The organism is Clostridium sp. NkU-1 (genome assembly GCA_001312405.1).
In genome coordinates, this window is the sequence record BBDR01000011.1 from 108,942 (window position 1) to 135,884 (window position 26,943).

General features: G+C 45.9%; 33 protein-coding genes, 5 pseudogenes and 1 riboswitch. Of the genes and pseudogenes, 33 read left to right on the forward strand and 5 right to left on the reverse strand.

Going from position 1 to position 26,943, the window contains the following annotated elements:
* Positions 1-9: 9 nt before the first annotated feature.
* The 24 genes and pseudogenes from JCM10519_RS30935 to JCM10519_RS30975 all read left to right on the forward strand — a co-directional run bounded on the left by JCM10519_RS30935 (position 10) and on the right by JCM10519_RS30975 (position 17,288).
* Positions 10-1,002, forward strand: coding sequence for a M13 family metallopeptidase (locus JCM10519_RS30935; protein ID WP_347844534.1), 993 nt, complete (start codon positions 10-12; stop codon positions 1,000-1,002).
* A gap of 298 nt (positions 1,003-1,300) precedes the next feature.
* Entirely contained in the window at positions 1,301-1,516 is a 216-nt protein-coding gene (locus tag JCM10519_RS16530; RefSeq protein WP_054740529.1) for a FeoA family protein, read from the forward strand.
* Between the two features lie 15 nt (positions 1,517-1,531).
* Positions 1,532-1,750 (forward strand): FeoA domain-containing protein, encoded by a 219-nt coding sequence (locus tag JCM10519_RS16535; protein WP_054740531.1) that lies wholly within the window; start codon positions 1,532-1,534, stop codon positions 1,748-1,750.
* A gap of 72 nt (positions 1,751-1,822) precedes the next feature.
* On the forward strand, positions 1,823-1,966 hold the full coding sequence (locus JCM10519_RS30940) for a FeoB small GTPase domain-containing protein (RefSeq protein ID WP_347844494.1): 144 nt from the start codon (positions 1,823-1,825) through the stop codon (positions 1,964-1,966).
* Between the two features lie 13 nt (positions 1,967-1,979).
* Positions 1,980-3,455, forward strand: a complete 1,476-nt coding sequence (gene feoB / locus JCM10519_RS16540) for a ferrous iron transport protein B (protein WP_347844495.1) — start codon at positions 1,980-1,982, stop codon at positions 3,453-3,455.
* Positions 3,418-4,008 carry a nucleoside recognition domain-containing protein gene (locus JCM10519_RS30945; RefSeq protein WP_347844535.1) on the forward strand — a complete coding sequence of 197 codons (591 nt, stop codon included), beginning with the start codon at positions 3,418-3,420 and terminating at the stop codon, positions 4,006-4,008. Before feoB ends, JCM10519_RS30945 begins: the two co-directional genes overlap by 38 nt.
* Before the next feature lie 61 nt (positions 4,009-4,069).
* Positions 4,070-4,207 carry a FeoB-associated Cys-rich membrane protein gene (locus JCM10519_RS16545; protein ID WP_054740533.1) on the forward strand — a complete coding sequence of 46 codons (138 nt, stop codon included), beginning with the start codon at positions 4,070-4,072 and terminating at the stop codon, positions 4,205-4,207.
* A 134-nt stretch (positions 4,208-4,341) separates the two neighbouring features.
* Positions 4,342-4,812: a transcriptional repressor gene (locus JCM10519_RS16550; protein ID WP_054740535.1), complete on the forward strand. Its 471-nt coding sequence runs from the start codon at positions 4,342-4,344 to the stop codon at positions 4,810-4,812.
* A 45-nt stretch (positions 4,813-4,857) separates the two neighbouring features.
* Positions 4,858-5,349: pseudogene (locus tag JCM10519_RS16555) on the forward strand (HD-GYP domain-containing protein); the annotation flags it as partial.
* A gap of 226 nt (positions 5,350-5,575) precedes the next feature.
* Complete coding sequence (locus JCM10519_RS16560) at positions 5,576-5,869, forward strand: DUF6110 family protein (protein WP_054740537.1); 294 nt, start codon at positions 5,576-5,578, stop codon at positions 5,867-5,869.
* A 70-nt stretch (positions 5,870-5,939) separates the two neighbouring features.
* Positions 5,940-8,016 (forward strand): annotated as a pseudogene (locus JCM10519_RS16565) (heavy metal translocating P-type ATPase).
* Between the two features lie 45 nt (positions 8,017-8,061).
* A riboswitch (TPP riboswitch) is annotated at positions 8,062-8,173 on the forward strand.
* A gap of 63 nt (positions 8,174-8,236) precedes the next feature.
* A complete protein-coding gene (locus JCM10519_RS16570) occupies positions 8,237-8,533 on the forward strand; it encodes a thiamine-binding protein (RefSeq protein WP_054740539.1) in 297 nt (98 codons plus the stop codon).
* A pseudogene (locus JCM10519_RS16575) lies at positions 8,502-9,264 on the forward strand (ABC transporter permease). The gene JCM10519_RS16570 and the pseudogene JCM10519_RS16575 overlap by 32 nt, the downstream one beginning before the upstream one ends.
* A gap of 23 nt (positions 9,265-9,287) precedes the next feature.
* Positions 9,288-10,313 (forward strand): ABC transporter substrate-binding protein, encoded by a 1,026-nt coding sequence (locus tag JCM10519_RS16580; RefSeq protein WP_054740541.1) that lies wholly within the window; start codon positions 9,288-9,290, stop codon positions 10,311-10,313.
* 43 nt (positions 10,314-10,356) lie between these two features.
* Positions 10,357-10,839, forward strand: coding sequence for an ATP-binding cassette domain-containing protein (locus JCM10519_RS16585; RefSeq protein WP_347844496.1), 483 nt, complete (start codon positions 10,357-10,359; stop codon positions 10,837-10,839).
* A gap of 39 nt (positions 10,840-10,878) precedes the next feature.
* Positions 10,879-11,097, forward strand: a complete 219-nt coding sequence (locus JCM10519_RS30950) for a hypothetical protein (RefSeq protein ID WP_347844497.1) — start codon at positions 10,879-10,881, stop codon at positions 11,095-11,097.
* 140 nt (positions 11,098-11,237) lie between these two features.
* The gene (locus JCM10519_RS30955; RefSeq protein WP_347844498.1) at positions 11,238-11,420 is read left to right on the forward strand and encodes a MerR family DNA-binding transcriptional regulator; all 183 of its coding nucleotides are present in this window, start codon (positions 11,238-11,240) and stop codon (positions 11,418-11,420) included.
* Positions 11,417-12,091: a MerR family DNA-binding protein gene (locus JCM10519_RS16590; RefSeq protein ID WP_347844499.1), complete on the forward strand. Its 675-nt coding sequence runs from the start codon at positions 11,417-11,419 to the stop codon at positions 12,089-12,091. The genes JCM10519_RS30955 and JCM10519_RS16590 overlap by 4 nt, the downstream gene beginning before the upstream one ends.
* Positions 12,092-12,200: 109 nt before the next feature.
* Positions 12,201-13,238 carry a dihydrodipicolinate reductase gene (locus JCM10519_RS16595; RefSeq protein ID WP_347844536.1) on the forward strand — a complete coding sequence of 346 codons (1,038 nt, stop codon included), beginning with the start codon at positions 12,201-12,203 and terminating at the stop codon, positions 13,236-13,238.
* A 1,672-nt stretch (positions 13,239-14,910) separates the two neighbouring features.
* Positions 14,911-15,549: a DMT family transporter gene (locus JCM10519_RS16610; RefSeq protein WP_347844500.1), complete on the forward strand. Its 639-nt coding sequence runs from the start codon at positions 14,911-14,913 to the stop codon at positions 15,547-15,549.
* Positions 15,494-15,796: an EamA family transporter gene (locus JCM10519_RS30960; RefSeq protein WP_347844501.1), complete on the forward strand. Its 303-nt coding sequence runs from the start codon at positions 15,494-15,496 to the stop codon at positions 15,794-15,796. The genes JCM10519_RS16610 and JCM10519_RS30960 overlap by 56 nt, the downstream gene beginning before the upstream one ends.
* A gap of 82 nt (positions 15,797-15,878) precedes the next feature.
* Complete coding sequence (locus tag JCM10519_RS30965; RefSeq protein WP_347844502.1) at positions 15,879-16,274, forward strand: hypothetical protein; 396 nt, start codon at positions 15,879-15,881, stop codon at positions 16,272-16,274.
* Complete coding sequence (locus tag JCM10519_RS30970; protein WP_347844503.1) at positions 16,247-16,957, forward strand: peptidoglycan binding domain-containing protein; 711 nt, start codon at positions 16,247-16,249, stop codon at positions 16,955-16,957. Before JCM10519_RS30965 ends, JCM10519_RS30970 begins: the two co-directional genes overlap by 28 nt.
* The gene (locus JCM10519_RS30975) at positions 16,932-17,288 is read left to right on the forward strand and encodes a L,D-transpeptidase (protein ID WP_347844504.1); all 357 of its coding nucleotides are present in this window, start codon (positions 16,932-16,934) and stop codon (positions 17,286-17,288) included. Before JCM10519_RS30970 ends, JCM10519_RS30975 begins: the two co-directional genes overlap by 26 nt.
* A gap of 226 nt (positions 17,289-17,514) precedes the next feature.
* Here the strand turns inward: JCM10519_RS30975 and JCM10519_RS16620 are convergent, their stop codons facing one another.
* A complete protein-coding gene (locus JCM10519_RS16620; protein WP_347844537.1) occupies positions 17,515-17,895 on the reverse strand; it encodes a LemA family protein in 381 nt (126 codons plus the stop codon).
* A 327-nt stretch (positions 17,896-18,222) separates the two neighbouring features.
* Between JCM10519_RS16620 and JCM10519_RS16625 the strand changes: the two are divergent.
* The 3 genes and pseudogenes from JCM10519_RS16625 to JCM10519_RS30985 all read left to right on the forward strand — a co-directional run bounded on the left by JCM10519_RS16625 (position 18,223) and on the right by JCM10519_RS30985 (position 21,182).
* Positions 18,223-19,546, forward strand: a pseudogene (locus JCM10519_RS16625) (6-phospho-alpha-glucosidase).
* Positions 19,547-19,714: 168 nt separating this feature from the next.
* Positions 19,715-20,268, forward strand: a pseudogene (locus JCM10519_RS30980) (PTS transporter subunit EIIC).
* A 17-nt stretch (positions 20,269-20,285) separates the two neighbouring features.
* Positions 20,286-21,182, forward strand: coding sequence for a PTS transporter subunit EIIC (locus JCM10519_RS30985; RefSeq protein WP_347844505.1), 897 nt, complete (start codon positions 20,286-20,288; stop codon positions 21,180-21,182).
* A gap of 236 nt (positions 21,183-21,418) precedes the next feature.
* Here JCM10519_RS30985 and JCM10519_RS16635 read toward each other — a convergent pair whose 3' ends face one another.
* Genes JCM10519_RS16635 through JCM10519_RS31000 form a run of 4 tightly spaced genes read right to left on the reverse strand, consistent with a single transcriptional unit; the run spans position 21,419 to position 22,836 of the window.
* Positions 21,419-22,030: a hypothetical protein gene (locus JCM10519_RS16635; protein ID WP_054740551.1), complete on the reverse strand. Its 612-nt coding sequence runs from the start codon at positions 22,028-22,030 to the stop codon at positions 21,419-21,421.
* Positions 22,014-22,247 carry a hypothetical protein gene (locus JCM10519_RS30990; protein WP_347844506.1) on the reverse strand — a complete coding sequence of 78 codons (234 nt, stop codon included), beginning with the start codon at positions 22,245-22,247 and terminating at the stop codon, positions 22,014-22,016. The genes JCM10519_RS16635 and JCM10519_RS30990 overlap by 17 nt, the downstream gene beginning before the upstream one ends.
* Positions 22,244-22,558 (reverse strand): hypothetical protein, encoded by a 315-nt coding sequence (locus JCM10519_RS30995; RefSeq protein ID WP_347844507.1) that lies wholly within the window; start codon positions 22,556-22,558, stop codon positions 22,244-22,246. The genes JCM10519_RS30990 and JCM10519_RS30995 overlap by 4 nt, the downstream gene beginning before the upstream one ends.
* Positions 22,555-22,836 (reverse strand): hypothetical protein, encoded by a 282-nt coding sequence (locus JCM10519_RS31000; protein WP_347844508.1) that lies wholly within the window; start codon positions 22,834-22,836, stop codon positions 22,555-22,557. The genes JCM10519_RS30995 and JCM10519_RS31000 overlap by 4 nt, the downstream gene beginning before the upstream one ends.
* 194 nt (positions 22,837-23,030) lie before the next feature.
* On the opposite strand from JCM10519_RS31000, the gene JCM10519_RS16645 reads away from it, so the two are divergent.
* From JCM10519_RS16645 to JCM10519_RS31020, 6 genes are all read left to right on the forward strand, one after another.
* Positions 23,031-23,771: a nucleoside phosphorylase gene (locus tag JCM10519_RS16645; RefSeq protein WP_347844509.1), complete on the forward strand. Its 741-nt coding sequence runs from the start codon at positions 23,031-23,033 to the stop codon at positions 23,769-23,771.
* Positions 23,772-23,798: 27 nt separating this feature from the next.
* Complete coding sequence (locus tag JCM10519_RS31005; protein ID WP_347844510.1) at positions 23,799-24,155, forward strand: hypothetical protein; 357 nt, start codon at positions 23,799-23,801, stop codon at positions 24,153-24,155.
* 264 nt (positions 24,156-24,419) lie between these two features.
* A complete protein-coding gene (locus JCM10519_RS31010) occupies positions 24,420-24,899 on the forward strand; it encodes an energy-coupling factor transporter transmembrane component T (RefSeq protein WP_347844511.1) in 480 nt (159 codons plus the stop codon).
* Between the two features lie 8 nt (positions 24,900-24,907).
* A complete protein-coding gene (locus JCM10519_RS31015; protein WP_347844512.1) occupies positions 24,908-25,192 on the forward strand; it encodes an energy-coupling factor transporter transmembrane component T in 285 nt (94 codons plus the stop codon).
* Positions 25,183-26,454 carry an ABC transporter ATP-binding protein gene (locus JCM10519_RS16660; protein ID WP_347844513.1) on the forward strand — a complete coding sequence of 424 codons (1,272 nt, stop codon included), beginning with the start codon at positions 25,183-25,185 and terminating at the stop codon, positions 26,452-26,454. The genes JCM10519_RS31015 and JCM10519_RS16660 overlap by 10 nt, the downstream gene beginning before the upstream one ends.
* Positions 26,448-26,876, forward strand: a complete 429-nt coding sequence (locus JCM10519_RS31020) for a hypothetical protein (protein WP_347844514.1) — start codon at positions 26,448-26,450, stop codon at positions 26,874-26,876. Before JCM10519_RS16660 ends, JCM10519_RS31020 begins: the two co-directional genes overlap by 7 nt.
* Positions 26,877-26,943 lie beyond the last annotated feature (67 nt).

A 26,943-nucleotide genomic window follows, 5' to 3' on the forward strand; every position in this document is an offset into this window, starting at 1 on the left:
ACCCCGGAGATAAGAGATAATAATCTGGACTGGCATAATACCCAGAACGGCATTAAGGAGAGAAAGACGGACAAAAAGCTGGCCAGTGAAAGGACCCAGGACATGCTTGGGTTTGAATTCGGCAGGCTTTATGTGGAAAAATGTTTTTCAAAAGATGAAAAGACGGCCATTGAAAAGATGGTCCGCCATATCCTTGAGGCTTACAAAAAGCAGATCATGGCTCTTGACTGGATGGGAGAAGAGACTAAGACGGCAGCCATAAAGAAGCTGGACAACATGACTCTTAAGATCGGATATCCTGACAAGTGGCCCGATGATTACGCAGGGGCCACCATCACGCCGACTGAAAAAGGGGGAAACCTGATTGATAACGTCCTTTCCCTTATGAAGGCACAAAATACTGTGAACAAGGAAAAAGTCCGCAAACCGGTGGATAAGACGGAATGGGGCATGACGCCCCAGACTGTAAATGCCTATTATAACCCAACCGGAAACGAAATCGTATTCCCGGCCGGCATTTTACAGGCTCCTTTCTATGATCCTGACCAGGATTATGCGTCAAATCTGGGCGGGATTGGATCTGTCATTGCCCATGAGGTCAGCCATGCCTTTGATTCCTCCGGCTCTCTTTATGACGAAAAGGGTAATTACCATGTATGGTGGACCAATGAGGACAGGGCCAGATTCAAACAGCTGGCAGACCGGGTGGTGGCTTACTATGACGAACAGGATGGCTATAAGGGACGTCACGTAAACGGTGCCCAGACCTTAAATGAGAATATCGCGGATTTAGGTTCCATGGCCGCCATCACTTCCATTGTGGGAGATGATGCGGAAAGCTTAAAACTGCTCTTTAAGCAGTATGCAACCATATGGGCGTCGAAATATACGCCGGAGAGCATGATCAGAAGGCTGAACGTTGATGTCCATTCCCCGGCAAAGGTGAGGTCAATGCAGTTCTCAGCGCTGCCAATGCCTTTTATAAGGCTTATCCGGAAATAAAGGAGGGAGATGCCATGTACGTGGCACCTCAAAAACGTGTGAAGATCTGGTAAAAGCACGGAAAAATCATGCCATGTCCGGAAGGTTTTCCACATGGCATGATTTTTATTATCGACAAAAAGATTTCATAAAAATCTTGACAATATTTAAGGGTTAGTGTATACTAACTATTGCGTGATGGGAATGATTCTCATTAATATTATTGAAAAATATTTTATTGGCGCATTGAAACGTCCCGCTGTGCGGGCTGGCCCCTGCTTAAGATGCAAGGGCAATATGAAAAGAAAGAAGATGATGGATGATGCCTCTGACAATGGTGAAGACGGGTGAACCTAATGTGATCCGCAAGGTAGGCGGCAAGGAAGAAACAAGACGCTTTTTAGAGAATCTGGGTTTTGTCTCCGGAGGAGTTGTAACTGTTGTTTCTGAAATAGGCGGAAATATGATTGTAAATGTTAAGGATTCCAGAGTGGCGATTGGGAAAGATATGGCCAATAAGATCCTGGTAGAATAGAGAGGGAGGCAGACAATGACATTAAAGGAAATTCCATGCGGAAAAACAGTTAAGGTAACAAAGCTCACCGGGGAAGGCCCGGTCAAGAGACGTATCATGGATATGGGAATTACAAAAGGCGTGGATGTTTTTGTAAGAAAGGTAGCTCCCCTTGGGGATCCGATTGAAGTGACCGTAAGAGGATATGAATTGTCTCTGCGGAAAGCGGATGCGGAAATGATTCTTGTGGAGTAATTTTTTTTACAGATGAGTTAGGTATGACTAATACCGGATAATTAGGTGCTGACAGGCAGAAAGAGGTAGAGTATGTCAATTAAGATTGCATTAGCAGGTAATCCGAACTGCGGAAAGACAACGCTGTTTAATGCGCTTACGGGATCAAATCAGTTTGTGGGGAACTGGCCGGGCGTAACAGTAGAGAAAAAAAGAAGGAAAGCTGAAAGGCCATAAGGATGTGATCATCATGGACCTTCCCGGCATTTATTCACTTTCTCCCTATACCCTGGAAGAAGTGGTGGCCAGAAATTATCTGATCACAGACCGTCCGGATGTGATTTTGAACATTGTGGATGGAACCAATATTGAGCGTAACTTATACTTGTCCACCCAGCTTATGGAACTGGGTATCCCGGTGATCATGGCAGTCAACATGATGGATATTGTTGAGAAAAACGGAGACAAGATACATATCCAAAAGCTGAGCCAGAAACTGGGCTGTGAAGTAGTGGAGATTTCCGCATTAAAGGGAACCGGAATCCAGGAGGCGGCGAAAAAGGCCGTAGCTCTGGCAAATCAGAAGAACAGTACTGTCCCGGTCCATAAATTTGCACTGGAAGTGGAATCTGTTCTGGATTCCATTGAAGATAAGCTGGGAAATGAGATCCCGGAAGATCAGAAGCGCTTCTTTGCCATCAAGCTTCTGGAAAAGGATAATAAGATCCAGACCCAGATGAAGCATGTACCGGATGTTTCAGAAGAGATCAGCCGGATCGAGAAGGAAATGGATGACGATACGGAAAGCATCATCACCAATGAGCGTTACGTATATATTTCATCCATCATCCATGAGTGTTTTACGCGCAACAAGGTAGAAAAACTGACCATTTCTGATAAGATTGACAGGATCGTAACAAACCGTTTCCTGGCACTGCCTATCTTTGCACTGGTTATGTATATTGTTTATTATGTTTCTGTAACAACCGTTGGAACCTGGGCAACTGACTGGGCCAATGATGGCTTATTCGGTGAAGGCTTCAGCTTCTTTGGTCTGGAGGTTCCTGGTGTGCCGGTTGTTATTGAAGGCGTTTTAACTGCTGTAGGCTGTGCGGATTGGCTCCAGGGCCTGATTCTTGACGGAATCGTAGCAGGTGTGGGCGCTGTTCTTGGTTTCGTGCCCCAGATGCTGGTGCTTTTCATCTTCCTGGCATTTTTGGAGGCCTGCGGCTACATGGCGAGAGTTGCATTTATCATGGACCGTATTTTCCGCCGGTTTGGTCTTTCCGGCAAATCATTTATCCCGATGTTAATCGGAACCGGCTGCGGTGTACCTGGAATCATGGCTTCCCGTACCATTGAAAATGACCGTGACCGTAAGATGACTATTATGACAACTACATTCATTCCCTGCGGAGCAAAGCTTCCCATCATCGCTTTGATTGCAGGTGCATTGTTTGGCGGAGCATCCTGGGTGGCTCCAAGTGCTTATTTCGTAGGAATCGCAGCGATCATTTGCTCAGGAATCATTTTAAAGAAGACAAAAATGTTTGCAGGAGATCCGGCTCCATTTGTTATGGAACTCCCGGCTTACCATATGCCTACAGTTGGAAATATTTTAAGAAGCATGTGGGAACGCGGCTGGTCCTTTATTAAAAAAAGCAGGTACCATCATTCTTCTGGCAACTATCTTTGTTTGGTTTACATCCTTCTTTGGATGGGTTGACGGCCAGTTCAGGATGTTAGACGATTTGGAACTTGACCACAGCATCCTTGCAGCAGTTGGAAGCACGGTCAGCTGGATCTTCGCACCTCTTGGCTGGGGTGACTGGAAATCTGCGGTTGCAGCTATCACCGGACTGGTTGCAAAAGAAAACGTAGTAGGTACGTTTGGTATTCTGTTCGGTTTTGCGGAAGTTGCCGAAGATGGATCTGAAATCTGGGGAACACTTGCAAGCAGCATGACTCCTTTAGCAGCATATTCCTTCCTGATATTCAATCTTCTCTGCGCCCCATGCTTTGCTGCTATGGGAGCCATCAAAAGAGAGATGAACAATATCAAATGGTTCTGGTTTGCCATTGGATATCAGACCCTTCTGGCTTATGTAGTATCCCTTTGCGTTTTCCAGATTGGAAACCTGGTGCTCACAGGAACTTTTGGAATCTTTACTATCGTTGCCTTTGCCCTGATCGCAGGATTCATTTACCTGATGGTAAGGCCGTCAAAGGAAGAAAAAACATCAAACATTCATTTAAACAGCGTGGCAGGAGCGAAATAAGCTCCGGCCACGGCTGGAAGCCTGCACTTACCTGCAGGCTCAAAATTTAAGGAGGTACTTTATGGGAACACTGGTTGTTTTAGTCGTTGTTGCCGGAGCAGTGGCTTTGGCGGTAAAGAGCATGATTCGTGATAAAAAGAACGGGAAATCCATTCAGTGCGGCGGAGAATGCAAAAACTGCGGAGGACATTGCCATTAAACTGGGCGGCAGAGGGAAACACCCTTCGGGTATCCCTTTATGCCCCAAAAGCGTGGGTAATAATAAGGAAACACTGTTTTAGCCTTAAAAACCTGTAAACGGAGGCGTGCAAGTGGAGAGACAAACGAACATCAATGAAAAAAAGAAAAATGCCTGACTCCAGAAGCTATCGCAGGACAAAAATGCAGAAAGAACTGATCATTGAGAAGCTGAAGGCAAGAGGCTGCAGGATCACAAAGCAGCGCTGTACGCTGCTAGATGTCATACTGGAGCATGAGTGTTCCAGCTGCAAGGAGATTTATTATAAGGCATCAGGCGTGGATGAGACCATCGGCGCTGCGACCGTCTACCGGATGGTCAATATCCTGGAAGAAATCGGGGCCATCAGCCGGAAGAACATGTATAAAGTTGTTTATTCGGATACCTGCCCCATGGAAGAGGCATGTACAGTGGTTTTAGACGATGAGACTACTTATCAGCTTTCAGCCAAGAACTGGAATCAGGTGGTCCAGGCAGGGCTTAGCGCCTGCGGTTATCTGGATGGCCAGAAAATATCTTCTATTATAGTAAAGCCCTGTGAATGTGAGAATGCTGATTGCATTTAATATGTGGTTAGTATTAACTAACTGGAGGAATGAGTATAGAAATTTATGAATAGGGGACCAGAATTAGAATTATGTTCAGGCAGTGTGGATTATCATGAAATCATCGAATGCATTGTGAGCGCATTGGATGCCAAAGACCCCTATACTGCGGGGCATTCCCAAAGGGTCAGCGATATGGCGCTGGCCCTTTCGGAGTTTTTAGGGCTTGATAAAAAGGAAATAGAGAAGATACATATAGCCGCTCACCTTCATGACATTGGAAAAATCGGGATTCCTGATTCTATTTTAAATAAGCCGGAAAAGCTTTCTGAGGAAGAATGGGCGGCCATGAAAAAGCATCCCAGGATAGGGGCTGATATTTTAAGCAAGTCCCGTCATCTAAAGGAACTGAAGGATATTGTCCTGCATCACCATGAACGCTTTGATGGAAAAGGGTATCCGGAAGGCTTAAAGGGGGAAGAGATTCCTCTGGGTGCCAGGATCATAGCCATCTGCGATTCCATCGATGCCATGACATCGGACCGGGGGTACCGGAGGCTTATTCCATGGAACACTGCTATGAAGAAATCGAAAAGAATCTGGGAATGATGTATGATCCGGTGATCGGTGCAATGGCATTAAAGCATTGGGACAAGGTGACCAAAACGGCCGGAAAATGATAAAATTTATCAATAAACAGAATTGTATTTGACTGGTAAAAATATGCTTGATATGATTGCACTACAAAAGGAAAAATCTGGAGGTACAGAGGAGGATACAAGAGATGTGGGATATTTTAAAGCTTAAAAAGGCAGGAATCTTTGCGGGAGGCGTGCTCTTTGGAACAGCGGGAGTCAAGCTTCTTTCCAGTAAGGATGCGAAGAAGGTCTACACCAATTGCACAGCAGCCGCTTTACGGGCAAAGGATTGCGTGATGAAGACGGCTACCCTGGTTCAGGAGAACGCAGAGGATATCCTTGCGGAAGCAAAGCAGATCAATGAAGAGCGGGCAGCAAAGGAAGCTGAGGTTTTGGAGGAACCGGAAACGGTTGAAGACGGCAGCGGTAAGGATCAATAGACGACAAAAGAAAAGGAGAGAGCGGGGCCAAAAGAGAGAAGGGCCCCGTTTTCTGTAGGGAGGATCAGACGTGAGATTTATCATCAAACATGAAATGTCAGGAAGGCTCCGGGTCCGTCTTTCCCAGCCGCGGATGACCTGCCGGGAAGCCGACACGTTGTTGTATTACCTTCACAGTTTGAAAAATGTGACCGGGGTTAAGGTCTATGAGCGCACCGGCGATGCGGTGATCACTTACGTTGGCATCAGGGAGGAAATCCTGGAAGCCCTGAAACGTTTTAGGTATGATTCTGTTGAAGTGCCTGCCGGGGTGATCGAGCATTCCGGGCGTGAACTGAATGCCATGTACCAGGAGAAGCTTGTGGGCAGGGTGATGATACGGGCAGTGAGGAAGCTTTTCCTTCCCGGTCCCATAAGGACTTTCCATATCGGGCTTCAGTCTGTGAAATATCTTGTCAGGGGGATCAAGTCTCTTCTTAGAGGAAAGCTTGAGGTGGCGGTCCTGGATGCTGTGGCCATTGGCGTATCCGTGCTGCGCGGGGAACTGGAGACAGCAGGTTCCGTCATGTTTTTACTTGGGATCGGAGAGCTTTTAGAGGAGTGGACCCATAAAAAATCCGTTGGGGACCTGGCCAGAAGCATGTCCTTAAATGTCAGCAGGGTCTGGCTCTTAAGCGGCGGACAGGAAGTGCTGGTGGAAGCGTCCTTCATTGTACCCGGAGACGAGGTAGTGGTGCACATGGGAAATGTCATTCCCTTTGACGGAGCCGTGATCTCCGGAGAAGGTATGGTCAATCAGGCTTCCCTGACAGGGGAAGCCCTTCCCGTGAAAAAGGAGGCGGACGGATATGTGTATGCCGGAACCGTGGTGGAGGAAGGAGAATTGACCATCAAGGTCCGGGAAGTTTCCGGCTCCACCCGGTTTGAAAAGATCGTTACCATGATCGAAGAATCGGAAAAGCTGAAATCTTCCATGGAAAGCAAGGCCGGTCATCTGGCTGATAAGCTGGTGCCCTATACTCTTATGGGCACGGGCCTTACCTGGCTGCTTACGGGCAATGTGACAAGGGCACTTTCCGTGCTGATGGTGGACTTTTCCTGTGCGTTAAAGCTAGCCATGCCCATTTCCGTGCTTTCGGCCATCCGGGAGGCAGGCATGTACCACATAACCGTTAAGGGAGGTAAATATCTGGAGACAGTGGCAGAGGCAGTGACCATTGTCTTTGACAAGACCGGAACTCTCACAAAGGCAAGGCCAACAGTGAAGGACGTGGTGACCTTTGGAGAAGAGAGGCAGGAAGAAATGCTTCGGATCGCCGCCTGCCTGGAGGAGCATTTCCCTCACTCCATGGCAAAGGCAGTGGTGACGGCTGCCAGAAACCAGGGGCTGGAGCATGAGGAAATGCATTCCAAGGTGGAATATATCGTGGCTCACGGCATTGCTTCGTCCATAAACGGCAGAAAGGTGGTCATTGGCAGTTATCATTTTATCTTTGAGGATGAAGGCTGCAGGGTGGATGAGGCTGACCGGGAGAAATTTGAAAGCCTGCCCGGGGATTGTTCCCACCTTTATCTTGCCATTGACCAAAAGCTTTCGGCAGTGATCTGCATTGAAGATCCCCTTCGGGAGGAGGCTGCGGCAGTTGTAAATTCCTTAAAAAAAGGCAGGGATATGCAAAACGGTCATGATGACAGGAGACAGTGAGCGGACCGCAGCAGCTGTTGCAGCCAGAGTAGGGGTAGATGAATATTATTCAGAGGTACTCCCTGAGGAAAAGGCCCGTTTTATAGAACAGGAAAAGGCATCAGGAAATGTGGTCATCATGGTGGGAGACGGGATCAACGATTCGCCTGCCCTTTCCGCAGCGGATGTGGGGATCGCCATCAGCGACGGCGCTGAGATCGCCAGGGAAATTGCGGATATCACCATTGCGGCGGACAATCTTTATGAAATCGTTACGCTGAAGCTGCTAAGCGACAGCCTGATGAAGCGGATCCATAAAAATTACAGAAGCATTGTTGGCTTTAATACGGGTCTTATCCTTCTGGGAGTGGGAGGGGTCATGTCTCCCACTGTATCGGCTCTGCTTCATAATACGTCCACCCTGGGGATCAGCTTAAGCAGCATGCAGAATCTGCTGTCCTAGGAAGCCGGGATTGACAATCCCGTCTCCCTGATGTATACTTGCATTGAAAATTAAAAGGGGTGCTGGAGAAAGTCCGGCTGAGATTAGACAGTATTGTCTTAAACCCTGTAACCTGATCTGGATAATGCCAGCGTAGGAAGCTTTCAGGCTAAGCCTGTTCACCCGCCCGGATATCCGGGCGGTTTTTTTGTTTTCTAATAGATAAAAGGAGAGATGAGACATGAATGCAAGCGTAGCGATCCAGACATTGCCGGAGGCAAAAAATGATGAGGAACTGATCCGTATCGTTGACCAGGTAATTGATTATATCAAAAGCACCGGACTAAATTATTATGTAGGGCCTTTTGAAACCGCCATTGAAGGGGATTATGACCAGCTGATGGATATTGTTAAGGAATGCCAGCACATTGCCATTAAGGCAGGCGCCCCTTCTGTTGCCGCTTATATTAAAGTCACCTACCGGCCGGAAGGGGAGGTACTTACCATTGATAAAAAAGTCACAAAGCATCACAAGTAAGCTTTGGTCCTGCTCGGCGGTTGCCTGGCTTTTAATCTTGTGGCAGGGAATCAGTACTTTTGGCCTTGTGGACCGGTTTATGCTTCCATCGCCCATCAGCGTTGGAAGGGCATTTGTAACGGAATTCCCTGTATTGGCGGTCAATGCAGGAATCACCCTTACCGAGGCATTTACCGGGCTGTTTCTGGGGGTGGCGACCGGTTTTGTGATCGCTGTGATCATGGATCATTTTGAAGGTCTTTACCGGGCCTTTTATCCGCTTATCGTCCTGACCCAGACCGTTCCAACGGTAGCCATTGCCCCTCTTTTAGTATTGTGGTTTGGTTATGGAATGGCTCCCAAGGTGATTCTCATTGTATTGACCACCTTCTTTCCCATAACCGTGGGCATGCTTACAGGCTTTCAGTCAGTAAATCCGGATGCAGTGAACCTTTTAAAGTCCATGGGAGCCGGAAAAGTAAAAATATTCCGCTATATCAAGCTTCCCGGAGCCATGGGGCAGTTTTTTGCAAGCCTTCGGATTTCGGTTTCCTATGCAGTGGTTGGAGCTGTCATTTCCGAATGGCTGGGAGGCTTTGGCGGGCTGGGCGTTTACATGACCCGGGTGAAAAAAATCCTTTGCCTTTGATAAGATGTTTGCGGTCATTTTTCTCATATCGGCCATCAGTCTTCTTCTTATGAAAGGTGTGGACATGCTGTCTAAGAAATGCATGCCATGGAATAATCAGTGATAGGATAGAATTGGAGGAAAAAAATGAAAAAAACAGGTTTGGCAATTCTTACGGCTGCAGTGGCTGCCGCATTTTTAACTGCCTGCGGAGGAAGTGGGAAACAGGCGGCAAGTACGGATCCATCGGATTTGAAAAAGGTAACATTTGTTCTGGACTGGACGCCTAATACCAATCATACCGGACTTTACGTTGCAGAGGAAAAGGGGTATTTCAAAGACGAAGGGCTTCAGGTGGAAATCGTTCAGCCCCCCGAAGATGGGGCGGCGGTTTTAGTAGCTTCCGGGAAAGCCCAGTTTGGTATGTCCTTTCAGGACTCCATGGCTCCGGCCCTGGCAGGGGAAAACGCCCTTCCGATCACGGCAGTGGCAGCGGTCATCCAGCATAACACCTCCGGAATCATATCCAGGAAAGGTGAGGGGATGGCGTCTCCAAAGGGAATGGAAGGAAAGAAATATGCCACCTGGGATATTCCCGTGGAAAAGGCCATGGTCAAAGATGTAGTAGAAGCCGATGGAGGCGACTTTTCCAAAGTTCAGCTGGTCCCCAGTACGGTAACGGATGAAGTCTCCGCATTAAAGTCAAAATCAGTAGATGCCATCTGGATCTTTTATGCATGGGCAGGTATTAAGATGGAAGCAGAAGGCCTTGATACGGATTACTTTGCATTTGCAGATTTGAATCCTGTGTTTGATTATTATACTCCGGTCATTATTGCGGGAAATGAATTCTTAAAGCAGGATCCTGAGACAGCCAAAGCCTTTTTAAGGGCTGTGGGCAGGGGGTATGAGGATGCCGTAAAAGACCCGGAAGGAGCGGCCCGCATATTACTTAAGGCAGCACCGGAGCTTGATGAGAAGCTGGTGATGGAAAGCCAGAAATATCTGGCAGATCAGTATAAGGCTGAAGTGGATGCATGGGGATATATAGATCCTGTGCGGTGGAACCGGTTTTATGGCTGGCTGAATGAGAACGGCCTTTCCAGTTCTGAGATTCCGGAAAACGCCGGATTTTCAAATGATTATCTGCCTCAGCAAAATTCTACAAAGTAAGATATGGGAAAGCTCATTGCCTGCAGAAATATAGGAGGAAACCATGACACACTTAAAGGTGGAAGGCATTACAAAATCCTTTGATGGAAAGACGGTCTTAAAAGGAGTGTCCTTAGAGCTTAAGGAAGGGGAACTGGTATCTCTTCTTGGAGTCAGCGGAGGTGGAAAGACCACATTGTTTCATATTATTGCAGGCCTTTCTCTGCCGGATGAGGGACATGTGTATCTGAATGGAGAAGAAATCACAGGAAAACCTGGGTTTGTCAGCTATATGCTGCAAAAGGACCTTTTGCTGCCTTACCGCACCATTGTGGACAACGTGGCCCTTCCCCTTCTTATTAAGGGCATGAAGAAAGCAGAGGCCAGGAAAAAAGCGGGAGAATATTTTAAGCTGTTTGGCCTGGAGGGAACGGAAAAACAGTATCCTTCCCAGCTATCCGGCGGCATGAGACAGAGGGCGGCCCTTTTAAGGACCTACCTTTTCTCTAATCGAATCGCCCTTCTTGATGAGCTTTTCCGCTCTTGACATGATGACAAAACGGGGGTACATGAGTGGTATTTAAAGGTGATGGATGACATTCATCTTTCCACCCTTTTTATTACCCATGATATTGACGAAGCCATTCTTTTATCAGACCGTATCTGCATTCTGACCGGATCTCCCGGCCGGATTACAAAGGAAATCGTCATAAAGGAACCAAAACCCAGGGAAAAGGATTTCAACATTTCAAAAGAATTTCTGGAATATAAAAGAGAGATTTTAAAGCATCTGGAAGGAATATGATAGTAAGCGGGCTTTTGAAAAGCCCGCTGTTTTTGTCTGGATTATGTGAAGAAAATATCAAAAACCTTATTGTAAGTATCAGGTTTATTTTGTATAATAAAGAGAGAAACCACCATGATTTACTGCGGAGATTGATGGATATGATAAAATTGACAAATTTCAATGTTAAAAAAATGACGATTGGTGAAATGGCTAAAATCAATCACATATCAGAGCAGACCTTAAGACTTTACGACAGGGAAGGGCTGTTTTCTCCCTATACCGGGATGAGAAAACCGGATACCGCTACTATGACATTCGCCAAAGCGCCCAGCTTGATATGATCCGGTACATGAAAGCCCTGGGAATGCCCTTAAAGGAGATCCGGATTCACATGAAAAAATGGGATATGGGGCGGGTAAAGCAGCTTCTAAGGGAAAACAGGGATGCCATTGACCAGAAGATTGTAGAACTTAATCTGCAAAAACGTGCCATTGAACGGACCCTTGACAGCTATGAGCGCTATGAGGCGGCTCCTCCCGATGGGGCCATTGTTCTGGAGTACATTCCAAAACGCAGGATGTATGTAAAAGAGACGAAAACCAATTTTTATGACTATGAAATCGATGAATATGAACGCCTTCTGCGAAGCTTAAAGGAGGATATGGGGGCCAGAAAGATATCCCCATTTTACTTTGCCAATGCCGGAACGATTTTAACGCGGGAAAATTTTATGAAACGAAACCTGTATTCCACCCAGGTATTTGTGTTTGTAGACCAGGAATACGTTGAGAAAGAGCTGATTACCATCATACCGGCCAATTCCTATCTTTGCATCTATTGTGACCGCTTTTCCAAAGAAAAAGAATACATAGACCGCCTGCTGGCAACCATAGAAGAGAATCATTACACGGTGATCGGAGATTACATCTGCGAAGTCATCGTTGAGATGCCTCTGGATTATAAGGAAAGGGGGATGTTCCTGCGCCTTCAGGTGCCGGTCCGCATGTCCTGATATTTGGTGATTTTGCTCCATTGACCTGATACCATCTATAACCTTTATAATGAATGCATCAGGAGCTTTGCTCCAAAACAAGTTCTTATATGGAAAGGATGACGATATGATGAATAACGAAAAAATCCGTGTGGTACAGTATGGCTGCGGAAAGATGGCAAAGTATATTTTAAGATATTTGTATGAAAAGGGTGCGGAAATTGTAGGTGCCATTGACGTGAACCCTGATGTGGTAGGCATGGATGTGGGCGAATTTGCCGGCCTTGGATTTAAAATCGGTGTTCCCATCCGTAGTGACGCAGATGCGGTATTAGATGAATGCGATGCAGACATCGCCATTGTGACCCTGTTCAGCTTCATGGATGACGTGTATCCTCATTTCGAGAAATGTGTTTCCAGAGGAATCAATGTGGTGACGACCTGTGAGGAAGCTATTTATCCATGGACAACTGCTTCCGCAATTACCAACCGTCTGGACCTTCTGGCAAAGGAAAACGGCTGTACCATTGTTGGTGCAGGAATGCAGGATATTTACTGGATCAACATGATCGGCTGTGTGGCAGGCGGCGTCCATCGGATCGACCGCATTGAAGGGGCAGTCAGCTATAATGTGGAAGACTACGGCCTGGCCCTTGCAGAGGCTCACGGCGCAGGCATGACCCCTGAGGAATTCGAGGAAAAGATCGCCCACCCAACTACTTTAGAGCCTTCTTATGTATGGAACTCCAATGAAGCGCTGTGCAATAAAATGGGCTGGACCATCAAATCCCAGACACAGAAATGCGTTCCTTATTTCTATGATAAAGACTTATATTCCGAAACTCTGGGAGCTACGATCCCAAAGGGCAACTGCATCGGCATGAGCGCAGTTGTAACCACGGAAACCTTCCAGGGACCAGTCATTGAGACCCAGTGCATCGGCAAGGTTTACGGCCCTGATGACGGAGACATGTGCGACTGGAAGATCATCGGAGAGCCGGACACCACCTTCTTCGTTCAGAAGCCGGCTACAGTAGAGCATACCTGCGCAACCGTTGTAAACCGCATTCCAACCATACTGAATGCTCCGGCAGGGTTTGTAACAGTAGAAAAGCTTGACGATGTTCAATACATGTCTTATCCAATGCATTTATACCTGGAAAGTTAAGATTTCAGAAGAATAGGTGAGAACCAAGAATCCGCAGAGAGAACGAACCGCCTCCCGTCAAGTAGACAATTAAAAAAATATCCAAAGTGGATATGGTATAATATTTCTTTAAGTCACAAAGGTATGCCATGTGTGTGAAAAACCAATCAGAGGTCTTTTCATAGTTTTCATAAATCTTGCGCATTAAAGAGAGAAAGTGATAGAAATTAATGATTATAAACCTGTGAGTTGGTAGAGGAACTGAAAAGATAGAAGTCGCAGAAGCACATATGGCGGAACTATATAAAAGTTAGAAGGTTAGTGTGAATAGAGTCCCGCAGTTATGCTTGTGATGACTGATTAGCCTATCCTGGTGTCGGCATACCGCCCTTTGATATTTGTATGGAAGTATTTACTGTGGGAGCTGGCACTTTTAAAACCATTGTAAATACTCGCGGGTACATTATAGTAAGCGTACAGTTCGCCTGAGCTAAAGCGGATATGTAGTGTTAAGTCCTTGTATCCAAAGCTTAAAATATCCATAGAATTAATAGGTACCATTTGCATATTGGTTTTCTCCTTTTATCAGTATTCTATGTTAATATTATAATCGGTAAATAACGGAAATAGAATACCGCAAAATGAGGGAAGATAGAGATACCGTTGAGTAAAATGCCAATCCCAATGTAGCCTGCAAAGTAAAAGATGTCCATGAGATATTTGATTCTTTGCTTTATATGATGCATACAGGAATCACCACAAGAAAAGCATGCCAGTTTTCAGAAGTGTCAAAAGAACTTTCCATTTAATATAACTCTTTATATCGTTGGATAAGTTAATAGTAGGAATACGAATAAAGTACGTTTCCAGGACATGGGACCGTGCTTTATTCGTATCAGTATGAAATCAAAAAAACGAAAGCAAGAAAATCTGGAACTTCGTAAAGAACTCGAACTATTAAAAAATCCAGGCTTTCTTGAAGAAAAAGAATACATAAGATTTCATTATATCAAAAAAATATTAAGATTCTTTAAACATCTAGAAGACTTGCAAAATCTTTCCAGACTTATGCGGTTTATGGGCCTTTGCCAAAAAAAGCTCACGTTATCGTTACAAAAAAATATAATCAAACCAACATAACAGAACATCCAAATTTATTAAATCAAGTATTCAGGTCCAGTACTAAAAATCAGATATGGATAGGGGATATTACCTATGTGCCCACTAAAAAGAGAACTTATTCAAGATACTCGTTATGAGACTCCTAAATATGCTCAAAATGATATTTTTTAAATACATTGAATTATATTATAATACTAAGCGAATTTATTCTGCTCTCGGATATATAACTTCAGCACACGGTTCCTGCCACTTAAAGCTATGGGAGTACAAGATGGATCATCTCAATATTCAAACGGAAGATTGAGTAAGGCCGAAGAATGACGAATGATAAGCGATTTGTAATAAATAAATGTAGATATATAAGTAATTGTGCATAAAAAGAGGAAAACAGCCCTAAAACCGACAGAATGCAACAGTAAACCCTAATGAACAACGGAAAAAGCATGATAGAAATGATATGGATCAGCAAACAAGGATTTTCTTTCTTTCCTCATAAAGCTTTGACAATACCGGAAGTGATGCTATAATCAGGAGGCATATATTGAGACAAGGATAACAAAGGAGAAAAAAAATGAAAGTTCTTGAAAAGCATCCCATGGTCATGATCGTAATCGGTGTCATAGGAATTTCCCTTTCTGCAATTTTTGTCAAATATTCTGATGCGCCTTCCGTAGTGACTGCGGCGTACCGGCTCTTGTGGACGGTGGGGCTTATGACTCCGGTGGTATTTGGAAAAGCCCGGATCCGGGAGGAGCTGAAACAGACGGATGGAAAGACGATTGCATTATGTGCAGTAAGCGGAATATTTCTGGCTCTTCATTTTACGGCATGGTTTGAATCTTTAAAACAGACTTCTGTGGCAAGCTCAACGGCAATCGTCTGCACGGAGGTCATATGGGTGGCTTTGGGATTTGTAGTGTTCTTAAAAGGGAGGATTGGAAAAGCTGCTCTTATGAGCATTGCCATTACCGTATTGGGCAGCCTGCTTATTGCCTTATCCGATTATTCGGCAGGAGGAGACCATCTGTCCGGAGACGGGCTTGCCCTGGCAGCGGCAATATTTTCAGCTGTCTATACTCTGATCGGCCGGGAAGTGAGAAAAGGAATGTCGACAACATCCTACACTTATATCGTGTATTTTTTTCTGTGCATTGGTGCTTTGCATATTTACGGCAGCCGCCGGAATTCCTTTCCATGGATATGGGATTAGTTCTGTGGTAGTGGGGCTTTTACTGGCTGTATTCTCCACTCTTCTTGGACACAGTATTTTCAGCTGGTGCTTAAAATTCCTGTCTCCCTCTTTTGTATCGGCGTCCAAGCTCTGTGAGCCTGTGGTTGCGGCCATATTTGCCGTTTTCCTTTTTGCCGAGCTTCCGGCTCTTTTACAGGTTGCAGGAGGCCTGATCACCATAGGCGGCGTGTTTCTGTATTCCAAAGTGGAGAAAAATGGGGAATGATTTTTCTTGAGATTCCCTTGAAATCGTGTTACCCTAGAAAACGTGGAATTACTTCCATAATATTTAGAAAAGGATTTAAATAATGATCAGGAAAAGAAATCATGCGGGTACGATGGGAAAGAGCGTTCTCCTGGCAGTTCTATTTATGCTGGCAGGGACGACAGTTGCACTGGCAGATGACGCTTCAAAATTTGTTTCTGGGACCAGGATCAACGGCGTCCTTGTGGGAGGAATGACAGTTGAAGAAGCGAAGATACAGATAGAAGGCTTTTATGGCAGGGAATATCAGCTCTCCATTAAGGACAAGGCTGGCGTAACTGAGGTGATAAGCGGCCCTGAAATCAACTATCAGGTGGTCCTTACGGAAGGGCTTCAGACCATCCTGGAGGAACAGAATGCCACGGGACGGGTGGCAGGGCCTGCGTCGACAATACCCATAACCAAAAGGGAGTGGTCAGCTATGATGAAGGAAGGTTAAAAGAAAAACTGAATTCCCTCCCCTGCATAAACGGAAAGGATATTACAGTTACGAGGAATGCCCGGATTTCCGACTGGCAGCAGGGAAGTCCCTTTGCCATCCTTCCGGAAGTACAGGGAAACAGCGTGAACTTAGAAAAGCTGGAAGCAGCGGTCAAGGCAGCGTTAAATGAAGAACTTCCTCAAATAAACATGGAGGAATCAGGCTGTTATGACACCGTAACCGTCACCTCAGAGGATGCCGGATTGATTGCCCAGCGGGATGCCCTCAACCGTGTAAGGGAAATGGAAATCACCTATGCCTTTGGGGACCAGTCAGAGGTCTTAAAAGGAGAGGAAATCTGTTCCTGGATATCGGGAATGACAGGAGAGGTAATAAACCTAAGAGGAGATAAGACTTCGGCTTACATAAAGGCTCTGGCCGATAAGTATGATACAGCAGGAACGGAACGGGCATTTCGTGTCACAGATGGAAAAGCCCGCCTTCTTCCTGGTTCCTATGGCAGGAAGATTGATCAGGCAGGGGAAACCGCTGCCCTGACTGCTCTCATTCAGTCCGGGAAAAGCCAGAAAAGGGAACCCAAGTATATTCAGACAGTAGCTGAACGGAGCAATGCCTGGGGCGGGACCTATGTGGAGATAGATATGGCGGCCCAGCATGTTTACATGTTTAAAAAAAGGTAGTCTGGTATGGGATTCTCCGTGCGTGACAGGAAATGTTTCCAAAAAGTACACAACTCCGGAGGGAATTTTCAACCTTTACTATAAAGAGACAGACCGGGTCCTGCGGGGAGAGAGAAAAGCAGATGGCACCTACGAATATGAAAGCCATGTGAATTACTGGATGCCGTTTAACGGAGGGATCGGCCTTCATGACGCAAACTGGAGAGCCAGGTTCGGCGGAGATATCTATCAGACAAAGGGAAGCCATGGTTGTATCAATCTTCCGCCGGATAAGGCAAAGGCTTTATATGGTCTTGTTTATTCCGGGATCCCCGTAATCTGTCACAATTAAGTTAAGTTCATGGAATAAAGGCTATGGCACCTTTTCGTTGGGGATAATAAAAAAGAAGAAGGCAGCTGCAAAATAAGTAAGTAATCACTTATTTTTGCAGCTGCTTTTTTTGTAAGAGCTATTACAGTTCTGGCAGAGTTTATCAGGAAATTCAGGGTATCAGCATGAAACGTTCAATAAACTATGGAATTTGTCATATTCCCGCTCTGCTTACCATGTTCCTGAATTAAAATACTATTTCAATATCTTCTTCAGGTTCAGAATAGTAGTCAAAATCTGTTAATTTCATAAATTTGCACATTATATTTAATGGAAAACTATGTATAGAGGAATTATAATCTGCAACCATGTCATTGTATAATATCTTTGCTTCCGAGATGGAATTTTCGTTATTACTGATTTCATCAAGTAATTGCTGGATACCGGTATTGGCTTTTAAATTCGGATAATTTTCAATTAAGCCCTGGAAATCTTTTGAACCCCTGATTATTCCAAAATGATTTGATGCATTTAATTCAAATGTTCCGGAACGGTTTTTGGCAACATTCTGATAAGTGTCACTTTCATATTGCATATATCTGTTCATGACATCATTTGCCTGCTTAATAAGTTTTTTTTACCCTTTTTATTTGCAATTTCAACACGGTTCAAAGATACCTTAACAAGCCTGTATTTACCCTCACCTTTTAAGTATCTGGTCTTTTGTAGCAGCTATATCGTTGCCCTTAACCTCCCTGCCGTTTTATCACTTTTACAGTCATTGGCTTTTAATAAAAAAAGCCGTTTGTAAAGAATGAAAAAAATTACTATAAGAGTAATAAATATTAAAATATGGGATGGTATCCGTATGCAAGTGAAACTATTTACACATCAAATAAAATGAAGTATCATAAGGCCATCAGATGAAGATAAGCAACGGAAAAGGAGAAAAACAATGAGAACATTTAATGTATGCATCGTTGGAGGAGGAAGTACTTTTACACTTGGATTCTTAAAGTCATTTGTCAGACTCAAAGAGGAATTTCCCTTAAAGAAGCTGGTGCTGTTTGACATTGACAACGACCGCCAGGAACCCATTGGAAAGTATGGTGAGATTCTATTTAAGGAAAGATTCCCGGAGCTGGAATTCTCTTACACTACCGATATCAGGGAAGCTTATGAGGGAATGGATTTCATATTTATGCAGATGCGTTCAGGAGGACTTCCCATGCGTGCAAAGGATGAGCACATTCCGTTAAGCATGGGAATCATCGGACAGGAAACCTGCGGGGCAGGAGGAATGGCCTATGGCTTAAGATCCTGTGTGGATATGATAAAGGCCGTACACGATATCCGTACCTTTGCGCCTGATGCATGGATATTAAACTATTCCAATCCCGCTGCAATCGTTGCGGAAGCGCTTCGCAGAGAATTTCCGGATGACAGGAGAATCTTAAATATCTGCGACCAGCCGGAGAATGTGGTACGCTCCTGCAGCAGGCTTTTAAAATGCAGCTGGGAGGATTTAGACCCGGTTTACTTTGGACTGAACCATTATGGCTGGTTTACCCATATGTATGACGTCCATACAGGAGAAGACCTGCTTCCAAAGATCAGGGAAATGGTTGCCCAGAACGGCTTCCTTCCCCAGGATGCGGAACAGAGAGATAAGTCCTGGCTGGATACCTATGGAATGGTACAGACAATCATGGAAGATTTCCCGGATTTTCTGCCTAACACCTATGACCAGTATTACTTATATCCCGAATACAAGGCCAGCCATCTGGATGCTGGTTTTACCCGTGCGGATGAGGTTATGGCGGGGAGAGAAAAGCGGGTCTTTCACGAGTGTGCCAGGTGATCAAAGAAGGAAAGCTGGGAGACAAGTTTGATGAGATCTCCGATGCCCATGCTGAAATGATGATTAAGGTTGCGGAATCCATTGCCTTTAATAAAAATGACAGGCATATCTTAATTGTTGAAAATAACGGTGCAATAGCCAATATGCAGGACGATGCCATGGTAGAGGTTGTATGCGAACTTGGAGCAAATGGTCCCCGCCCCATGAGGGTAGGAAACATACCCCAGTTCTATCTGGACTTCTGGTTAATCAGGTATCCTGTGAAAAGCTGATTGTAGATGCTTATTTTGAGAATTCCTATCAGAAAGCTCTGGAAGCATTTACCTTAAACAGGCTGATAGGCGACGCAAAGAAAGCTAGAAAGGTACTGGATGCCTTGATTGAGGCTAATAAAGGTATGTGGCCGGAGTTAAAATAGGGGAAAGCAAAAACTTGGTGGGAGTGAAATGAAATGTGCTCCTATGGAGAAACATAAGAAAACAGGATGTAACGTTGCAGAGCAGGGATGCCTGTGACGGGAGAGGATATTATCATGAAAAAAAACAGGGCAATGGATTTTTTCTCGGCTCTCGGACGTAGTTTGCTGATGCCGATTGCCGCTTTGGCCGCATGCGGTATCGTTTTGGGGTTGACCTCCGCGCTTATGAAAGCGCAGGTACAGGCGGCTGTTCCATTTTTACAACAGGGGCTTATCTATTTCATTATATCTACTTTAAATAAAATATCAGGTGTTGTATTTACATTGATTCCGGTTCTGTTCTCCATTTCCATTTCTTTTGGCATGGCAAGAGAGGAAAAGGAAATAGCAGCATTTGCTGGCTTTATCGGGTATTATACGTTTCTGGTGGCATCGGCATGTATGATCAATTCCGGCTTTATGAATTTCGGTGCTTTAAAGATATCCACGATTCTGGGTGTAGAGACCCTGGATATGGGGCAGTCGCAGGTATTGTTGCAGGTATCATAACCGCCTCACTCCATAACCGGTATCATAAAATTACATTTCCGGTGGCAATCTCCTTTTACGGAGGAAAACGTTTTGTTGCCATTGTCGTTATCATGGCTATGGCTGTTGTCGGTCTTGCCGCACCGATCCTTTGGTCACCCGTATCCATGGTCATTGACGGGCTGGGAGCCTGATATCTGCCACAGGACTGGTGGGAGTATTTGGCTATGGATTCCTGGAGCGGCTGCTGATTCCTACCGGACTGCACCATGTTTTAAACGGCATTTTCCGTACCACCTCCATTGGAGGAACCTATGAAGGAGTGGAAGGATGCCTGAATATCTTCCTTCAATTTGTCGATAAGGTAGACATCTCAGAGCTGAAGCCGTTTACTGTATTTTTAGGACAGGGTAAAATGCCGATGATGATGTTTGGTCTTCCGGCAGCAGCTCTGGCTATATACAGGACCTCTCCTCCGGAGAAAAAGAACAAGGTAAAGGCTCTCATGATTGCAGGCGTTGCAGCCAGCATTGTGTCCGGCATTACGGAACCATTGGAATTCTCATTTATGTTTATAGCTCCGCCGCTGTTTTTGTTCCACGCGGTAATGGGCGGTCTGTCCTTTTTGCTGATGGCTGCATTTAAGGTCATTATCGGCAATACAGGCGGCGGCTTAATCGATTTCCTGATCTGGGGCGTATTCCAGCCGGGGTCCCGCTGGTACTGGGTAATCATTACAGGGCCGTTCTTCTCTGTCATTTACTATTATGTATTTAAAAGCTATCTGACAAGAAAACAGCTTTCCATCGATGTATCTGACGAAGAGCAGGAGGCTGACAGCAGGGGGAGTACCATGGAGGAGAAACAGAAAGTCCTTGCATCGAAGATCATAGAAGGACTTGGAGGATTTCATAATATCACGGCAGTGAATAACTGCCTGACCAGACTCCGGGTGGATATAAAGGATATGGCAATGGTGAGTGACGAACTTTTAAAGAAAACAGGTTCCATGGGAATTGTCCGAACCAGTGATACACATATCCAGGTGATTTATGGGCCGAAAGTTGAAGGAATTGCATCAAATGTGAGGGAAGTATTAAAATATTAAAGAAACAAAGCGAAAGCTGCCCGGCCATGGGAAACATGGAACCGGGCAGCTCTTTTATTTTCATTAGGGCATTGAACCAAAGGTGTCACCGTCTGCCTGGGAATTCTGTTTGATCCTGGCGGCCAGTTCAATGAGAATCTGGACAATGGTGAAGATTCCCAGTCTGGGATTGATATCTACATGGCGGTATTCCTCATTCCGGTCATTGGTGCAGAGTGCAATGGTGCTGTAGGGAATCAGAGGGCTGTCCTTCTCACAGGTGAGCAGAATCGTGATGGTGCCGCGGGCTTGGCTTTCCGGAATGCAGACAGATACCGCCTGGCATCTCCATGGGCCGTGATGATGAAAAGAACGGCATCGCTGCTGATTTCATGCACAAGACCATTTAACAGGCGCTGCCACTCAACCAGAATACAGGGATAGTCCAGTGTATTTAAGACGGTCTGGAGATATTTGGCGGCCAGGGAGCTTAAATTGGAGCCATAAATATAGATGGGACGGTCGCTGGTTAAAAGCCCGGCGATCTCTTCCAGCTTCTCTTCATCAATCTGTTCCAGATTATCCTTAAACAGGGCGAGGGAATGATGGACCAGATCATCGGTAGGGAAGTTCTGGGGATGAAGCTGTTTTAATTCCTTGCGCACCTGGTATTTGAATTCGTTATAGCCCTTTAGTCCCAGCTTCTGGCAGAAACGGACGATGGTAGCATTGGAGGTGTACAGGCTGGCACTTAAGTCATTTAAACTGGTATATACGGATGAGGGAAGATTGGTTTCAAAATACCGGAGGATTTCTTCCTCTGTATCAGTAAGGTGAAGCTGATGTGCTTTTTCAAATAAAGGAATCATGGTTTTCCCCCTGTTTTCTCTGATCCTGGCCGGACAGCTTGTACTGAAGGTAACAGCGTATAATCACGTCGATCATATAAAACACCGGAAGCCTGGAGGTGAACTCCGCTCCCCGGTTCTCGCGCTGGTTGGTGAAGAAGCGGAAGTTGACAGTGGCTAAGCTGGCAACTTCATTGTTGGTATATGGGGTGATGGATAGAATCGGAACGTTGTTCATCCTGGCGATTTTCCAAGACGGACGGTCGGACCGAAATCGCCGGTAGTGCTGATTAAGATCAGCAGGGATTCCGTGCGGATATTTTTTAAAATGTGTTCCCCCATTTTGCTGGATTCGATTTTGTATACATTCTGGCGTCCGATGGAAAAAAGAAGCTTCTCAAAATAGTCGCTAAGAATAGAAGTGATTCCTCCCGGGGCCCATAAGTAGATGGGACAGTTACTGTCAAAATACCGGAACGTAAGGCTGAGCTGATCCTCGGATATGAGATTGGAGGTCCCTTCCACGTTGGAACACAGGCTGTCAATCATGATCCGGGTACCAAAATCCTGGACTTTTGAAGCCGCTTTACCGGGATTTTCTTTTCTTCCCTCGGCACGGAGGCATATTTTAATTCTGCAAACCCGGAATACCCAAGCTTTTTGCAGAAACGCAGAATTGTGGCAGAAGAATAGGAGGTTCTGGCGGCCAGTGTCTGTATGCTCATATCCAAAACCTCATCAATGTGTTCATAAACAAATTTCAGGACATTCAGTTCATTGTTGCTCAGGCTTTTTATAACGGCGTCATCCAGATGAAGTGTGACCATGGGAAACCTCCTTGTAAATCTCTCAGTCCATTTTATCACGAATACTTAATAAGTCAATGCAGGCGGCGGGAAATAGACGGACTCCTTCGTGAAAAGGGGGTTATTATCAGGTTATAGTTTGCTTCAACAGATTGACAGGATGGCCTCTTTGTGCTACATTCAGGACATAAAAAGGGTGAAAGGAGATGATGATTGTGGCTGAGATCATGCCTCATATCAAGTTGTCGGAAGAACAGGCTGTTCCCTATGTGCTTTTGCCGGGAGATCCAAAACGCCTGGACCGGATTGCAGCCTGTCTGACGGATACGGAGGAACTGGCCTATAACAGGGAATTCCGAAGTCTTAAGGGGAAATACAGGGGAGTGCCCGTTATGGCGGTGTCTACAGGAATCGGTGGTGCGTCTGCAGCGATTGCAGTGGAGGAACTGGCAAGGATCGGGGTTAAGGCCATGATCCGGATCGGAAGCTGTGGAGCGCTTCAAAAGGGGATCTGCCTTGGGGATTTGATTCTGGTAAATGGAGCTGTCCGGGATGATGGAGCCTCGTCCTCTTATGCAGACTCCATCTATCCGGCGATACCGGATACAAAGCTTTTGCTGGCCTGCATGGAAAAGGCCGGGGAATTGGGAGCAAGATCTCACGTGGGAATAGTCAGAAGCCATGACAGCTTTTACATTGATGAGGAAAAAGAGGTCTGTGCTTACTGGGCAGGAAAAGGCGTAATGGGCTCTGATATGGAAACCGCGGCATTATTTGTGGTGGGCGGACTGCGGGGAGTGAAAACCGCCTCCATTTTAAACGTGGTAGTGGAGAGTGAGGAGTCCATAGAAGACAACATCAACAGCTACACCGGCGGAGAGTCCGCCATGATGAGGGGAGAGCATTTGGAGATCCTTACGGCGTTAGAGGCATTTGTCCATATGGATCAGGGTTGAAGGAAAACATGAATGGAGGAATATGAGATGAAAAATTTATTTAAAACCAAATTGAATGCGGCCTGCTTTGTGCTGATTCCGGCCTGTATTGGAATCAATTATTTAGGAAAGCTTTTTGCGTCTGTTTTAAAGCTTCCACTTTGGCTGGATTCGACCGGTACCTGCATCGGCGGTATTCTTGGGGGACCCGTGATCGGGGGAATCTGCGGTGCGGCAAACAACTTGATTTACGGCTTTACCACCGGTGATTCCATTACCCTGGTATATGCCTTAACCAGCCTGGGAATCGGTGTGGCGGTAGGAATCATGGCAAGGCTTGGCCGTATGGAAAAGCTTTCCGGAGCCATTTTAACCGCCTGTGTGGCAGCCTTACGGCTGTTGTAATCTCCACTCCCTTAAATATCATTTTCTGGGGCGGAACCACAGGCAATATCTGGGGAGACGCTGTTTTTGCCTGGTCACAGGCATCAGGGCTTCCCGTTGCCTTTGGCTCCTTCCTTGATGAGGTCATCGTGGATGTGCCGGATAAACTCATCACCCTTTGATCGTGTACGCCATCATCAAGGGTCTTCCAAAGAAACTGACTTCCCTTTACGAACTTGATGATGAAGTGGCAAGTCTGGATTAAAGCAGGAAAGGCAGAATCATATGAAAAGTATCAGTCTTTACGTGGATAAAGATACCTGCTTAACCAGGCTGCATCCATTTGCCAAGATGTTTTATATTCTGGCAGCAGTCAGCGCACCCCTGATCGGGGGTGCGCTGTGGATATACGGCCTGTTTCTGGCCATCAGCCTATGTCTTTTGATCAGCGGGAAAATTATAAGGAAGGTTTTCCCCCTGATTGCTTTTTCTTTTACCATCATAATCACCATTTTTTTGATCCACGGCCTTTTTAATCAGGAAAATGAGAAGGTTCTGTTTCATTTAGGGCCTCTTGTCTTTTATCAGGAAGGACTTCTCTATGCCGCCAGGATCGGGCTTAATATCTTAAACATGCTTTTGGCCTTTGCCACCTTTGTACTGACCACCAAGCCTGCAGATCTGGTTGACGATCTGGAGCAGGCAGGCTTTTCTCCCAGGTTCGGGTATATGATCAGTTCTGTTTTTCAGATCATTCCCAGATGATGGGAACCATGAATACCATCATGGATGCCCAGAGAAGCCGGGGCATGGAAACAGAAGGCAGCCTCCTTGTAAGAGCCAGGGCATTTATCCCGCTGATCTCTCCTGTGGTCAGCAGCTCCCTGATCAACACAAGGGAAAGGGCCATTGCCCTGGAAGTGCGGGGATTTGATTCAAAAAGTAAAAAGACATTTTTAAGGGAACGAAAGCTTACGGGCAGGGACAAGGCATTCATGGCATTGATGGCTCTGCTCATTGGGTTATCTGTTGTATGGAGGGTGCTTACATGGCTTTGATTGAAGTTAATAATTTAAAATACCGGTATCCCCATACAGAAAGCCTGGCTCTTGACGGGATTGATTTTCAGGTGGAAAAGGGGCAGTTTATCGGAATCGCCGGTGAGAACAAGGCAGGAAAGAGCACGTTGTGCCAGGCCTTTGCCGGTCTGGTTCCCACCATGTTCCGCGGGGCTTATGGCGGCAAGCTCCTCATTGACGGAGTGGAAGCGGCAAAAACGCCTATTGCCGAGCTGTGCCAGAAGGTTGGTCTGGTGTTCCAGAATCCTTTTAACCAGCTTTCCGGAGCAAAGGATACGGTCTTTGAGGAAATAGCCTTTGGGCTTCAGAATCTGGGGATTCCCAGGGAAGAGATTTTTAAGAGGGTGGAAGAGAATTTAAAGCTTCTGGATATTGAGGAATACAGGGACAGGAATCCCTTTGATCTATCCGGAGGACAGACCCAGCGGGTGGCCATTGCCAGCATCCTTGCCATGGAGCCTAAAGTCATTGTGCTTGATGAGCCTACCTCCCAATTAGATCCTCAGGGAAGCGAAGAGGTATTCCGGGTGGTTGACAAGCTGGCCAAAACAGGCATAACCATTATCATGGTGGAGCAGAAGATGGAAAAGCTGGCCTTCTACTGTGATAAGATCCTCCTTCTCCATAAAGGAAAGCAGATCGCCTATGATACGCCGGAACGGATTTTTTCCAGGGATGATCTGGAGGAACTGGGCGTTAAGACTCCGGTTTATACCCAGGTGTGCAAAGCCCTTGGGGTGTGCAGGAAAGAGGGAGAGGACAGGCTTTATCCGGTCACATTGGCGCAGATGGAGCGTTTAAGGGAACAGTTTCCTCCAAAGCTTTTTGGCAGGTCTTTTGTAAAAGGCCAGGAGGAGAAGCATGGTCAGGAAGTGTTCCGGATTCAGGATCTTGTGTTTCATTATCAGCCTGACACTCCGGTGATCGAACACCTGGATCTCTGCCTTGATGAAAGGCCTACCGCCATCATCGGCCAGAACGGTGCGGGAAAGACCACTCTGGTCAAGCTGTTAAAAGGACTTTTAAAGCCGGATTCAGGTAGTATTTTCTTTGAAGGCGAGGATATTTCCATAAGAACCGTGGCACAGCTTGCCGGAAAGGTTGGATATGTGTTCCAGAATCCGGATGACCAGATATTCAAAAACCGGGTAATGGAAGAGGTCATGGTGGGCCCCTTAAACTTGGGGAAGAGCCGGGAAGAAGCAAAAAAAAGCTGGCAGCAGAGGCCCTTGAGATGGTAGGGCTTATGGAGGCAGCAGAGGAAAATCCCTATGATCTGGATTTATCGGAACGGAAAATGGTAGCCATTGCATCGGTGGTGGCCATGGATCCCAAGGTGCTTATTTTGGATGAACCGACCATTGCCCAGGATGCAAACGGCCGGGCAATGCTTGGAAGGATTGTCCGTACCTTAAGCGAAAAGGGAAAATTTGTACTGGCGATCCTTCATGACATGGACTTTGTTGCGGAGTACTTTGAACGGGTCATTATTATGGCCCATGGAAAGGTGCTTTCAGACGGACCTGGAGAAAAGGTTTTTTATGAGAAAGAAAGCCTTGTAAAGGCCCGGCTGGAGCAGCCCCATATGGCCAGGCTATGTGAATTCCTGGGCTATGAGGGTGCATTTATGACGGCAGAAGATATGAAAGCTGCAGGCAGGTAGCCTACAGGCTTTTTCGTTAATATGTTAAGGCAAGAAACGCCTGGCTCAGAGGAATTCCTTTGAAGCC